The organism is Planktothrix mougeotii LEGE 06226 (assembly GCF_015207485.1).
Classification (GTDB): domain Bacteria; phylum Cyanobacteriota; class Cyanobacteriia; order Cyanobacteriales; family Microcoleaceae; genus Planktothrix.
Genome location: NZ_JADEWU010000001.1, coordinates 95,275 through 107,633, shown reverse-complemented (window position 1 = coordinate 107,633; position 12,359 = coordinate 95,275). Strand labels below are relative to the sequence as shown.

Here is a 12,359-nt window from a genome sequence, read left to right as displayed (position 1 = left end):
ATGACAAAAAATAGTCGTTCTCATAATGTATTACTGGTCGAAGGAAAGGAAGATGTTCGCGTCATCCCGGAATTAATCGAAGCTAATGGAATTGCTTGGGGAACAAAAAAGAATCCTGTTGTCTATATTAAAGAAAATAATGGTTATGATAACCTGATCAAGCCCGATGTGATTTGTACTGAATTAAAAGCATCGGGATTATCTGCTTTAGGTATTATGATTGATGCAGATGATGACCCTAGAGGACGATGGCAAAGTCTTAGAAATACTTGTTTGAGTAGTATCCCTGATCTTCCCGAAAAATTACCTGAAACAGGTTTAATTCATCTGACATCTAATCAAGTTAGATTTGGGGTTTGGATGATGCCGGATAATCAAATGCAGGGGATGTTAGAAAACTTTATTGCCTATATGATTCCTGATGAAAGTGAATTAATTTGGCAATTTGCTCAAAACATCACAATAGAAGCAAAACAAAAAGGAGCATTATTTAAAGAAACTCATCAGGATAAAGCAAATATTTATACTTGGTTAGCTTGGCAAAATCCTCCAGGACGACAACTTCATCAAGCAATTAATCAAAAAATTCTTAACCCTAAACATCCCAAGGCACAGAAATTCGTGAATTGGTTTAAAATTTTATACAATTTATCCTAGTTTTTGGGGTTGATTAACCCATTCAAGGGTCGATCAGCAAAAAAAGCAGCAAACCCTTGCCACTACTGGATTGTTTATCGTTCAAGCTGGAATCCTTTTCCTATATGCTTTTGAAGCCGTTTTTAAGGCAATTTTTGTCTAAGTTCCACTAACCGTAACCTCCGAATCCTAACTTTATATAAACTTTTGTTTCAAAAGTCCCTCAACCTTCCATCTCATAGGTATTACAAGCCCTAGGATTTCACCTATCAATGTAAAGATCAAGTTAAAGATTTAATTAACTTGAGCGCAATGTCCTGAAATGGAAGGACACCCTAGATCAATATATGCCATGATGGCAACAGATCTTACGTCTATAGACAACTGGGTTGAATATCAGAATCCTCTACTCATCTGAAAAGCAATCTTGTTGTTAGACCGCAGTTTTTACTGAATTCCGCTTGACTCTTGTTTGTGGGAATCTTCCTAATCAAGGGGGTTTCACCTTTGCTAAGAAGCATGGAACCGAAGGCTAGAGAAGCCTAATTTCATATTTCTACGGGTTGTTTCACGGATTGCTAATCTACACTATTTATTCCCTCGAAACAATGATTAATCCCAACTTTACAAAACGGGATCGGCTGTCTAGCTCTAGCTCAAACCGATCTCCATTTTTATTAATGACAACCTTAGAAAATTTATTAACACAAATCCAAGCCGATACTACTCATGTTAAAGCGTGGAGTCAACACTGGCATTTGCAATCGTTCCAATTCGGAGATTGTATTGATTGTTTACCGCCTTCGGCTGAAACAAAAGTTAGTAATGTTTACTTAGTGCTTGAAGGTCGAGTTCGACTTCTGGCTGAGGACAAACATCTCAATCGAGAGGTTTCGGTTTCAGTTGTTGAACCGGGTGAAACCTTTGGCGGAGATCAAGCAGGATGGAAATATGCACCTTTATCCTATCAAGCGATCGCCGCCAGTGATGTTATCGTTGCTTCAATTCCGATGGTCGAACTCCAGACCCAAATTAAACAGATTCCTCCGCTCCAAACCTATTTACAAACCACCCTTGAAAACCGACAACGGTTATTATTCTTTAAAACCCAAACCAACTTGCGACGGTTCACCAGTCACCGACTCCAAGAGATTTTATCGAACTGCACCGAACATCGCATCAGTGCTGGAACTGCCTTACAGAAGGCGATCCCAACGGAACAAGGACGATTTTGGCTGTATCAAGGACAAATTACAGGGGCCGATACTGTTCCCCAAGTGGGCGACAGTTGGGGAGAACCCGATCCTATCCCCCCAGAATGGATAGCGTTAACGGAGTTAGTTTTGTATCAACTTCCCTCTGAAACCTTACAGACCACATCTGTACACGGGGGGAAATCCCCGATTCGGAAACAACAGATCACCGTATCTTCTCAACCTGCAACCGTTAACCCCCCTGCGGTTATTGTTCCCCAAACCGCGCAAATTCTCAGCTTTCCCCAACCTAAACGTCAACGAGTCTGGCGAGGATTTTGGCAACGCTATCCGTTTATTGAACAGCAAAGCTCCTCCGACTGTGGGGTTGCTTGTTTAGCGATGATTAGTCAGTATTGGGGGAAATACTTGAGTATCAATACCCTGCGTAATATTGCGGATGTCGGACGCTCAGGGGTATCTTTAAAGAACCTCACCCTTACCTCCGAACGCTTAGGGTATCAGGCGCGACCTGTACGAGCCAGTTTGAATCGTTTAGAAACTGAAAAAAACCCTTGGATTGCCCATTGGCAGGGGGATCATTATATTGTGGTCTATAAAGTCCGTCGTCATCAAGTGGTGATTGCTGATCCCGCCGAAGGCAAAAAAACCCTCTCTCGTCAGGCGTTTTTAACAGGATGGACGGGTTATGCTTTACTGTTAGAACCCACCGATCAATTCTACGAACTTAAGGAGCAAAAACGCTCTCTCGGTCGGTTTGCGGGGGTAATTTGGCCTTATCGATTTTTGGGATTACAAATTATTCTGTTATCCCTCTTAATTCAGGTCTTTGGGATTGTCACTCCGTTATTAACCCAGATTATTTTAGATCGGGTTGTGGTGAATAAAAGCGTCACGGGTTTGAATGTATTTACCTTGGGATTGTTATTATTTGGTCTGTGGAGTTTAGGATTATCTTCGATTCGACAATATCTATTAAGTTACTTATCAAATCGTTTGGATTTAACCTTAATTGGGGGGTTTATTTATCACGCGCTACAACTTCCTTTAAAGTTCTTTGAGTCCCGTCGTGTCGGGGATATCATTACTCGCGTTCAAGAAAATCAGAAAATTCAACGGTTTCTCGTCGGTCAAATTTTGTTGTCTGCGTTGAATGTTATAACGGGGTTTGTGTATTTGGGATTGATGCTTTATTACAATTGGAAGCTGACAATCTTAATTTTAGGAATTGTGCCTTTAATTGTTATCCTAACTTTAGCAGCAACGCCAATGTTACGGCATATTTCCCGTCAAGTCTTTAATGCTGCGGCTGATCAAAATTCAACTTTAGTAGAAATGATGACGGGAATTAATACGGTAAAAGCCGTCGCGGCGGAACCGGAATTACGATGGCGTTGGGAAGAAAAATTAACCCAACAAATTAATGTTCAGTTTAAAGCCCAAAAATTAGGAATTAATTTGGGATTTATGAGTGGGTTAATTAATTCTATTGGCAGTACATTTTTACTGTGGTTTGGTGTCAATTTAGTGATTCAAGATCAATTAACAATTGGTCAGTTTGTCGCCTTTAATATGATGCAGGGTTATGTAATTAGTCCGATTCTGGCTTTAGTGGGATTATGGGATGAATTGCAAGAAGTTTTAATTTCTGTAGAACGGTTAAATGATGTATTTGAACAGGAACCGGAAGAAAGCCCTCAAAAACCGTTAATTATATTACCCAAAATTCAAGGAGAAATTCATTTCGATAACGTTACTTTTCGTTATCAAGAAGATGCAGAAACGAATACTTTGCAAAATATTTCCTTTCATTTTTTACCCGGTCAAACCATTGCCATTGTTGGGCGCAGTGGTTCAGGAAAAAGCACTCTAGTTAAATTACTGCAAGGGTTATATCATCCCACAACCGGACAGATTTATGTGGATGGACATGAAATTCGTCATGTTTCTCCCCCGTCTTTACGCACACAAATGGGCGTTGTTCCCCAAGACTGTTATTTATTTTCAGGAACGCTTTTAGAGAATATTACTCTCTATCGAGATGAATATAATTTAGATCAGGTGATTGAGGCGGCTAAATTAGCAGAAGTGCATGGGTTTATTCAGAGTTTACCATTAGGATATTATACCAAAGTTGGAGAACGGGGATCAAGTTTATCGGGAGGACAACGGCAACGAGTTGCGATCGCGAGAGCCTTATTAGGTCATCCTAGAATTTTAATTTTAGATGAGGCTACCAGTTCTTTAGATACTGAAAGTGAACACCGTTTTCAACGGAATTTAGAACAGATGCAACGAGATCGCACCACGATTATTATTGCCCATCGTCTTTCAACGGTCAGAAGTGCTGATTGTATTCTGGTTTTAGACCGAGGGATTTTAGTCGAAAAAGGAACCCATGAACACCTGATGGCGACTCAAGGACTCTACTACCATTTAGCCCAGCAACAACTCGATTTGTGAAAATCAACAAACCCGAAATAGAAACATCAAATTGAGACGTGAAGTTTCCCCTGTCTCCTCTGTTTACAAAACTTCGTAAATAAAGTTGCCAAATTGGCAGTCTCAAATTAGAAGTTACCCTAGTATAAATACAGAGGATTCTGATCAAAACCGAAACACTAGCCTAAACGTAAGATTACTGAAACCCTGGGTGGCAGGCTACAGCGCGTTTGTATGCGGTTGTGAGTCTCAGTCACCCTGTAATCTGTGCCGTTCTTTTTTTGTCAACAGTCAATTTTAAATCCCTGTTTTCCAATTCAACCTAATTTCATAAAAAACCATTGAACTATCAATTTTTATCGGCTAGTTTTTACATCACCTTATGAAACCGTATCAACTGTTTTCCTGTTTTAAGGCAAATCTTGATCATGACCCAGACCCCCAATTGTCGATAACTAAAGAGGAGGAATACTTACAGGATCTACAATTCAGTCGGGAAGAGCAAGAACAAATTGATCAGATTTATGGCGGGATAGCGGGTTCTGTTCCCTTTCCCGGAGTGACACCTCCCTTAACAGATTTTGTCGCCAAAAAATCTTCCCATTTACCCAGTTTTTCGGCTCCAAAAGAAGACTGGTCAAGTGCTTTACAATCTTTACTTGATCAACCGCCAGCGTCTTTTCCTCTGCAATTAATGTTAGGAGGATTGATTTTTTGTGTGGCGTTTGTCACCTGGGGATATTTTGGAACCGTTGATGAAGTAGGTCAAGCCAGAGGTCAATTAGCACCCCAAGGGAAAGTTTTCAAAATTCATCCCGTTGAGTTAGGAAAAGTTTCTCAAATTCTGATAAAAGAAGGACAAATTGTTAAAAAAGGTGAGGTTTTAGCCGAACTGGATCGACAGATTGCCACAACAGAATTAACGAGATTACAACAACAACTCACCGCCTTGAAAGCTGAACAAACTCAAAAACAAGGCTTAATTGAACGGATTGATTTAGAAGCACAAACTCAATCGGCAATTGCCAGAGCTCAAATTCAAGCTCAACAGGCAAGTATTGAACGAGTGAAAAGCCAAATTGCTTCAAATCAACGGTTACTAGATCAACTCGATTTTGAAGCCAAAGCTGCTCAAGAACGAGTTAAATCTTTACAACCCTTAACAGCAGAAACTCAAACCTTAATTGAAAAATTGCAGGAGGGAGAATTAGCGGCGCAAGAACGACTAGAACGGTTAAAACCTTTGTTAGAAAGTGGGGCTATTTCTAAAGACTTAGTGTTTCAAGCGGAACAAAATCTACGGGATCAACAACGAGCCATTGTTCAAGCGCAATTATCAGAAAAAAATAGTACCCAAGAACAGATTTTTCAAGCGGAACAAAGTTTCCGGGATCGACAACGATTAATCACCCAATCTCAAGGAGAATTACAACAATCGCAAGTTGAAATTGAACAATTAAATGCGGAATTAGCCCAAAGACAAGCGGAGGCGAAAACAATTCAAGTCGCAACCCAGCAAAAAATTCAACAAACTGAGTTAGAAGTGACGCAGTTGCAAGCCCAAATTAAAGATACTCAAAATTTGATCACAGTGGCTGAAGCAAAACTTCAAGAACGATACCTCTATTCCCCTGTTGATGGTATTGTTTCTACGTTGAATGTGTTTAATCAGGGAGAAGTGATTCAACCCGGACAAACCGTTGCTGAAATTACACCCAAAAATGCGGCCTTGATTTTAACCGCGAGTCTCCCCAACGACAAAGCTGGATTTGTGAAAACTGGAATGTCGGTTAAAGTCAAATTTGATGCTTATCCCTATCAAAATTATGGGGTGTTTGAAGGGAGGGTTAACTCCATTTCACCCGATACGAAAATTGATCAAGGAGTTGGCCCTGTTTATAAATTAGAAATTGTGTTAAAAAAGAACTATGTTTTGCAACAGGAGCAGAAAATTCAGTTAAAACCCGGACAAACGGCTAGTGCGGATATTATTATTCGTCGTCGTCGGATTCTGGATATTCTGCTTAACCCAATTCTGCAATTGCAGAAAAATGGTATAGATTTGTAGAACACCACTTACAGATTAGGAGTAAAGGAAATGTCGGCTCAATATTCCTACAATAACTCGAAAGTCGCTAAAACGATGAGTGAAGAACAATTTGAACAAATCCTAGATGCAATTCTATCAGGAAAATATTCTTGGGCTTGTGTTTTAATTCTTCGTTTTGCTGGGTATAATCCACTGCACTATATTCCGTATCGGACTTACAACCGACTGACTAAGGATAATAATTCTAATCGTCAGTCTCCCAGTAACCCTGTTCCGGTTCAGTCCAGCATTAAAACTAAGACCTCTGCTAATGTTACCCAAATTCGGGACTTAACTTATTTAGAGCCAGTTCCTGAAGTGGGTCATGGGGTTTCGGGGGGATGTCGGAATTTAGAGATTCACGAAGGTTTGTCTACCCATTGGACATTTAACTAAACCCCAAATCCAATTTCAATTTTCTGTTTGTCTGAATTTAAAATAATTTTTTTGAGTCTCTTTTTCAAAATTGTTTAAAAAACCACTTTTCTACATCTTTCCATCTTTTACAATCACCTGCGTTCAAGCAGGTTTTTTTTGAACCTTCTCTAAAAAAATGCCATTATGGCAACAAGCATCCTGAAACTTAATTACAATACTATTTGATGACCTTGAATAAAATGACCCACTCTGAAAGTTATTTTTAATTTTCAGAGCTTACTTATGGTCATAATTTATTGCAATAAATTTATTTTTATTTATTCCGCTCAATTCCAAAAATAATCTACAAATATGCCAGAATGGCAACACATCAAAGGGAAAGCAAATTATATTATAAACATCAACAAAAAACAAAGTTGAAACCTCAAAAACTTATCCTTTTAGGAGAAAAACAATGTTAATTCAAGATTTAAACCATTTAGAAGTCGTTACCGAAGAAACCAATGTTGAAGGCGGTATTGTTTTTGCTGATGCTTATGCTAATGCTAATGCACAGGGTAGTTCTTTTGCTGCCACTTTCACCAGCACTTATGCCTCTGCATATACAGGATATGACTGGTGGTCTGGAAGCTATTATACCTCCGCCAACTCTAGTTCTAGCAGTAATTCGGCTGCTGCTTAATCCAATTCCGAGTTTAGCTTGGATATAAAGCTAGTTGCAATACCATCGCTGAAAGCTAGTTCAATTTAATCATTGAAAGCTTTCAGTGCTTTTTTATATTTGTGGAGAAATTTATGACTAAGATGACCATTGCCGATTTAAGTTTTTGTGAAAATACGGGTACTAATGCACAGGAAATAAAAGGTGGCGATTATTTTTCTGTTCCTTCTACATCTGTCAGTACCGATCATAGTTCTAGTCACAATGCCTTCTACATTATTCAAAGATCTGATGACAGCTACTGGATATATGCTAGTTATAGTAGCTCTGTTTCTGGTGCGGTAGCTGGTGCGATTTCAGATGGAATTACATCTACCTATGCCTATGCTTCCACCTATGCCAGTTAACCTTTGATGGAGTGGTTTTGTTTCTCAAGATTCACTTTTTGATTAAGTAAAAATATTCAACACAGAAAAATCCCTATTCTTGATAAAATAGGGACTTTATTATTTTAAAAGTGTTAATCACAAATTAATTAGGATAACTAGAGGTTGAGGAAGAACTAGAACTCGATTTAGCCTGACTGTAACCCTTAACAGATGAACAATTGACAAAAACACTTTGACTAATTTTATTTTCTTGATCATCTGATGTTGAAACTACGCTTTTCGCCTCTGCAATAACTTGACCATCGGGTGAGACTATCCGTTTGAATACAACTTTATAGTTAGACATGATTTTAACCTCAATGATTAAAATATAATATAAACTAATTCATTAAACAAATATTGCCAAAATGGCAACATTGATCAAAATAATTTAGTTACACTATAATTTTATAACTTGGCTACAAAGAAAGTTAGGAAAATTATCTACTTTGAAAATAATCTAGTTTTTGTCGAAATCAATTAATAGGAGAAGCAGGTGCGGATGTATTTGTTGTCAACACAAATCCCGACTTCACCCTAATTTCTAACAGTCTGCTCATGTTAAGCTAAAAGAGTTGGGATTTCCACAAATGATCATGGTGCAACTTTCCAAGGATTTACTTGATGATGAAGAAATTATTAGCTTCCTGAAACGCAATCTGGAATTCAAGGAAGTTTATCAGAAAATATTGTCTCAAAAAGTTATTAATCAAGTCGCTGAGGAAAGAGGTATTATTGTAACGGCTGAAGAAATTCAAAACCAAGCGAACCAACAACGTTATGCTAAACGCTTAGAAAAAGCGGCGGATACCTTAGCTTGGTTAGCTGACCAAATGATCACCTCCGATGACTGGGAAGCGGGAATTCGAGAACATCTTTTAGCGCAAAAATTAGCGGAATCTTTATTTACTAAAGACGTTGAAAAATACTTTATTCAAAATCGCTTAAATTTTGAGCAAGTTTCCTTCTATGAAATTATTGTTCCCTATGAACGCTTGGCTAGAGAGTTATTTTATCAGATAGAAGAAGAAGAAATTAGTTTCTATCATGCCGCCCATTTATATGATATTGAGCCCAGACGTCGTGAACGCTGCGGATATGAAGGTAAACTCTATCGTTGGGAATTAAAAGCGGATTTTGCCGCCATTGTATTTGCTGCAACCCCTGGAGAAATATTAAGTCCCTTCAAAACTGACCAAGGTTATCATTTAATCTTAGTTGAAGAGTTTATTCAAGCTGAACTGACCCTTGAACGAACTCAAGAGATTATTCAAAAATTGTTTAAAGATTGGTTAGCGAGTGAGTTAAATTATCGGCTTTATAATGCTTAAAATACAAACAGAGACAGAGGCGCAGCTTGTTGATCAACTGCGCCTCTGAATTGAAAACGGAGAGGGAGGGATTCGAACCCTCGTTAGAGTCACCCCTAAACGACATTTCCAGTGTCGCGCCTTCAACCGCTCGGCCACCTCTCCAGGGGGAAATATTTCGTTTTTTACCCACAAAAATATATATTATCATAAGTTCTGGAAAGTCAACACTCTCTCAAAAAATTTTTTTATGTCCCGTTCCCACCGAATAGAAATTCATTATCGCCAGACGGGTGAACGCTATTACGTCAACGTTCCCGAAGATCGCTATATTCTGCAAAGTGCTGAAAATCAGGGGGTAGATTTGCCCTTTTCCTGTCGCAATGGTGCCTGTACGACCTGTGCGGTGCGGGTGGTTTCTGGCCAGTTGCACCAGTCGGAAGCGTTGGGACTCACCCCAGAGTTACAGAAACAGGGGTATGCGTTATTGTGCGTCAGTTATCCCCGTTCAGATTTAGTTGTGGAAACCCAAGACGAGGATGAAGTATATGAACTTCAATTCGGCCGCTACTTTGGTAAAGGCAAAGTTAAAACCGGATTACCCTTGGACGAAGATTAGTTTACTCAAATTAAGAAACTCTGAATATCAATTCAACTTCCTCAGCTTTTTTAATTGGGAAAGTCAAGGTCGGTTAATTGATTTCAGGTTTCCAGTAAAAGGGTATGGTGGAATATTCTTGGGAATTTTGCTGTTTTTAACCAGTTGTTCTCAACCTGACCTTCCTAAAGGAATCTTTACTAAAGTTGAACGAGTGATTAGTGGTCAAACCCTGGAAATTCTCGATAAAACGGGTAAAATTCCGGTATTGCAACAAGTTCGGTTAGCAGGAATTACTGCACCTGACTTGAAACAAGACCCTTGGGGGATTAATGCTAAACAATATTTAAAACAACTGTGTGAGGGTAAAAAAATTCTCTTAGAAGCGGATTTAAAAAATAAAGATCGCTATGGTCGTATTTCCGGCTATATTTGGTTAAATCAAACGTTGGTTAATGAAGAATTAGTTAAAAGCGGATCTGTCTTAGCAGAAATTTCATCCGTTTATCGATCTGTTACATCCAATTTTCAAACTCAGTATCGTCAACGGTTGAACTATGCTCAAGAATATGCTCGACTCATGGGAAATGGCATCTGGAACCCGGAAAAACCCATGCGTTTAACTCCAACTGAATTTCGACAACAACAGCCGCAGAGTCATTCTAATAGTCCTTTTTAACAGGCAAGATGCCTGTTCCACATACCTGGAATCTAATAATATGAGTAAAAACGAATTACAGTTTTTTTTAGATATTGCGACTTTAGCGGCTCAGGCGGGGGGTGCAGTTTTAAAAACTTATTTAGGGAATTTAGAAGATATTCAAGAAAAAGGACGGTCTGGGGATTTAGTCACGGAAGCGGATAAAGCTTCAGAAGCTGCAATTTTATCGGTGTTAGAACGTCATGTCCCTGAACATGGCATTTTAACAGAAGAATCTGGAGAATTAGGCGATCTAACAAGTCCCTACCTGTGGGCTATTGACCCGTTAGATGGAACTACAAATTTTGCTCATCAATATCCGTTCTTTTCGGCTTCCATTGGGTTATTAATTAATGGTGTTCCTCAAGTGGGAGCTATATATGATCCGTTTCATGATGAATTATTTCAAGCCGCCAAAGGATTAGGCGCAACTTGCAATAATCGTTTAATTAATGTTTCTAAAATTGATACTTTAGCTAACAGTTTATTAGTTACTGGCTTTGCTTATGATCGCCGAGAAACGGCGGATAATAATTATGCGGAATTTGCCCATTTAACCCATTTAACTCAAGGGGTTCGTCGTAGTGGTGCGGCTTCAATTGATTTAGCTCATACCGCCTGTGGACGTTTAGATGGCTATTGGGAACGGGGTTTATCTCCTTGGGATATGGCGGCGGGAATTGTATTAGTAGAAGAAGCCGGAGGGAAAGTAACGGCTTATGATACCAGTCCCTTTGAAATACGTTCGGGTCGAATTTTAGCAACTAATGGTTATTTACATGAACGTTTAAGTCAAGCGTTAATAGAAACCCCACCGTTATCGAGTTGGAAAGATAAATAAGTTACAGATGATCCCCTGTAGAGACGCGCCATGGCGCGTCTCTACAGTAGACTGTTCCCTATTGCTACGCACTATAGCTTCAAAATGGGGAAGTTTGGTAATGTATTAATAATAGCGATCGCATCAGCTAAACGCTTTTGGGGAGAACCTCCAACACTGATCCAAAATTTACCCAATTTTGTTAATTGTTCCCTAAACCATTGGTGCATTTCCAGCCGCAAATGTTCACTTTCTCTCGTGCCATCTTGAACAAACTCAAAATCCGGTTCTGTGAGTAAATATAACGCATAATTTCGGTGCTGTGCTATTGTTTCTAATTCCAGGTTATAAAACCCTAAATATCGTCGATGCCAAATATGGGTTGCTAAAGGATCAGTATCACAAATCATCCGTTGATTAGCTTGTAAAGCCAGGGCATCTTCCATCAGAATTTGAGTTTGAGCAATGTGTAAAAATTCATGACTTTGCCATTGTTCAGACTGGGGAATATATTGCCGTCCTTCCCAATAGTTGCGACCATATTCAGGAACCCAAACCGTTTGATAATATTCAGCTAAAGCTTGAGCCAGGGTTGTAGTTCCACTTGATTCTACTCCTAATACACAAATGCGTTGAGCAAAATAAGCTTTTGCAGGGGGAGTTAACATTAACCAATAGCGGGCTAAATCTTTCCGCAATTGAGTTCCTGAAATCGGAAATTGTTGACGATGTAAATCAATTGTGATCGGAATAGCCCCCATTGCTTTCGCCCAACGTTCCCCATAAAGTTCTGAAGTAAAAGCAAAATCTGGCTGACGACCTTCTAACAATTCTAACGCTTTTAACGCCCAAGGTTCAGGAGCTTCGGGTAAATCATCTAATACTTCTATGACCTCAACATCGGGGTGCATTTGCCTGATCCAATTGGCTCTAATTGCACCTGAAACTGTTTCATTAAGTTTATAACCCACTAAAACAACCAAATGATTAACTTGGGTTTTAGCAGTCTGAATTAAATAATCATGTCCGAGATGAAATGGATAAAACTTGCCAACGGTGATTCCTAGGGTCATGATAATTTGT

Annotated in this window: 12 protein-coding genes and 1 tRNA gene; 10 read left to right on the top strand and 3 right to left on the bottom strand. The window is 39.1% G+C overall.

Annotated elements, in window-relative coordinates:
- The 6 genes from IQ236_RS00505 (at position 1) to IQ236_RS00480 (ending at position 7,827) form a co-directional block, all read left to right on the top strand.
- On the top strand, positions 1–657 hold the full coding sequence (locus tag IQ236_RS00505; RefSeq protein ID WP_193867469.1) for a DUF3226 domain-containing protein: 657 nt from the start codon (positions 1–3) through the stop codon (positions 655–657).
- A 587-nt stretch (positions 658–1,244) separates the two neighbouring features.
- Positions 1,245–4,313: an ABC transporter transmembrane domain-containing protein gene (locus IQ236_RS00500; protein ID WP_193867468.1), complete on the top strand. Its 3,069-nt coding sequence runs from the start codon at positions 1,245–1,247 to the stop codon at positions 4,311–4,313.
- A gap of 361 nt (positions 4,314–4,674) precedes the next feature.
- Positions 4,675–6,360, top strand: coding sequence for an HlyD family efflux transporter periplasmic adaptor subunit (locus IQ236_RS00495; protein ID WP_193867467.1), 1,686 nt, complete (start codon positions 4,675–4,677; stop codon positions 6,358–6,360).
- A 30-nt stretch (positions 6,361–6,390) separates the two neighbouring features.
- Positions 6,391–6,777, top strand: coding sequence for a HetP family heterocyst commitment protein (locus IQ236_RS00490; protein ID WP_193867466.1), 387 nt, complete (start codon positions 6,391–6,393; stop codon positions 6,775–6,777).
- Positions 6,778–7,213: 436 nt separating this feature from the next.
- Positions 7,214–7,441 carry a hypothetical protein gene (locus IQ236_RS00485; RefSeq protein ID WP_193867465.1) on the top strand — a complete coding sequence of 76 codons (228 nt, stop codon included), beginning with the start codon at positions 7,214–7,216 and terminating at the stop codon, positions 7,439–7,441.
- Positions 7,442–7,554: 113 nt separating this feature from the next.
- Complete coding sequence (locus IQ236_RS00480; protein ID WP_193867464.1) at positions 7,555–7,827, top strand: hypothetical protein; 273 nt, start codon at positions 7,555–7,557, stop codon at positions 7,825–7,827.
- A 124-nt stretch (positions 7,828–7,951) separates the two neighbouring features.
- Here the strand turns inward: IQ236_RS00480 and IQ236_RS00475 are convergent, their stop codons facing one another.
- Positions 7,952–8,155: a hypothetical protein gene (locus tag IQ236_RS00475; RefSeq protein WP_193867463.1), complete on the bottom strand. Its 204-nt coding sequence runs from the start codon at positions 8,153–8,155 to the stop codon at positions 7,952–7,954.
- Positions 8,156–8,438: 283 nt separating this feature from the next.
- On the opposite strand from IQ236_RS00475, the gene IQ236_RS00470 reads away from it, so the two are divergent.
- Positions 8,439–9,179, top strand: coding sequence for a peptidylprolyl isomerase (locus IQ236_RS00470; protein ID WP_322744057.1), 741 nt, complete (start codon positions 8,439–8,441; stop codon positions 9,177–9,179).
- 57 nt (positions 9,180–9,236) lie between these two features.
- Here IQ236_RS00470 and IQ236_RS00465 read toward each other — a convergent pair.
- Positions 9,237–9,323, bottom strand: a tRNA-Ser gene (locus IQ236_RS00465).
- 85 nt (positions 9,324–9,408) lie between these two features.
- Here IQ236_RS00465 and IQ236_RS00460 point away from each other — a divergent pair.
- From IQ236_RS00460 to IQ236_RS00450, 3 genes are read left to right on the top strand one after another with little or no spacing between them, the layout of a single operon-like run.
- Positions 9,409–9,777, top strand: coding sequence for a 2Fe-2S iron-sulfur cluster-binding protein (locus IQ236_RS00460; protein ID WP_072721363.1), 369 nt, complete (start codon positions 9,409–9,411; stop codon positions 9,775–9,777).
- Positions 9,707–10,435, top strand: a complete 729-nt coding sequence (locus IQ236_RS00455) for a thermonuclease family protein (protein WP_193867462.1) — start codon at positions 9,707–9,709, stop codon at positions 10,433–10,435. Before IQ236_RS00460 ends, IQ236_RS00455 begins: the two co-directional genes overlap by 71 nt.
- A 40-nt stretch (positions 10,436–10,475) precedes the next feature.
- Positions 10,476–11,297, top strand: a complete 822-nt coding sequence (locus IQ236_RS00450) for an inositol monophosphatase family protein (RefSeq protein WP_193867461.1) — start codon at positions 10,476–10,478, stop codon at positions 11,295–11,297.
- Between the two features lie 71 nt (positions 11,298–11,368).
- On the opposite strand, the gene IQ236_RS00445 is transcribed toward IQ236_RS00450, so the two are convergent.
- Positions 11,369–12,349, bottom strand: a complete 981-nt coding sequence (locus IQ236_RS00445; RefSeq protein ID WP_193867460.1) for an AAA family ATPase — start codon at positions 12,347–12,349, stop codon at positions 11,369–11,371.
- Positions 12,350–12,359 lie beyond the last annotated feature (10 nt).

Bases quoted from the DNA above. Each gene is read 5' to 3' on its own strand.
- IQ236_RS00505 (WP_193867469.1), top strand. From the start codon at position 1: ATGACAAAAAATAGTCGTTCTCATAATGTATTACTGGTCGAAGGAAAG.
- IQ236_RS00450 (WP_193867461.1), top strand. From the start codon at position 10,476: ATGAGTAAAAACGAATTACAGTTTTTTTTAGATATTGCGACTTTAGCG.
- IQ236_RS00490 (WP_193867466.1), top strand. From the start codon at position 6,391: ATGTCGGCTCAATATTCCTACAATAACTCGAAAGTCGCTAAAACGATG.
- IQ236_RS00495 (WP_193867467.1), top strand. From the start codon at position 4,675: ATGAAACCGTATCAACTGTTTTCCTGTTTTAAGGCAAATCTTGATCAT.
- IQ236_RS00485 (WP_193867465.1), top strand. From the start codon at position 7,214: ATGTTAATTCAAGATTTAAACCATTTAGAAGTCGTTACCGAAGAAACC.
- IQ236_RS00445 (WP_193867460.1), bottom strand. From the start codon at position 12,349: ATGACCCTAGGAATCACCGTTGGCAAGTTTTATCCATTTCATCTCGGA.
- IQ236_RS00460 (WP_072721363.1), top strand. From the start codon at position 9,409: ATGTCCCGTTCCCACCGAATAGAAATTCATTATCGCCAGACGGGTGAA.
- IQ236_RS00480 (WP_193867464.1), top strand. From the start codon at position 7,555: ATGACTAAGATGACCATTGCCGATTTAAGTTTTTGTGAAAATACGGGT.
- IQ236_RS00500 (WP_193867468.1), top strand. From the start codon at position 1,245: ATGATTAATCCCAACTTTACAAAACGGGATCGGCTGTCTAGCTCTAGC.
- IQ236_RS00475 (WP_193867463.1), bottom strand. From the start codon at position 8,155: ATGTCTAACTATAAAGTTGTATTCAAACGGATAGTCTCACCCGATGGT.
- IQ236_RS00455 (WP_193867462.1), top strand. From the start codon at position 9,707: ATGAACTTCAATTCGGCCGCTACTTTGGTAAAGGCAAAGTTAAAACCG.
- IQ236_RS00470 (WP_322744057.1), top strand. From the start codon at position 8,439: ATGATCATGGTGCAACTTTCCAAGGATTTACTTGATGATGAAGAAATT.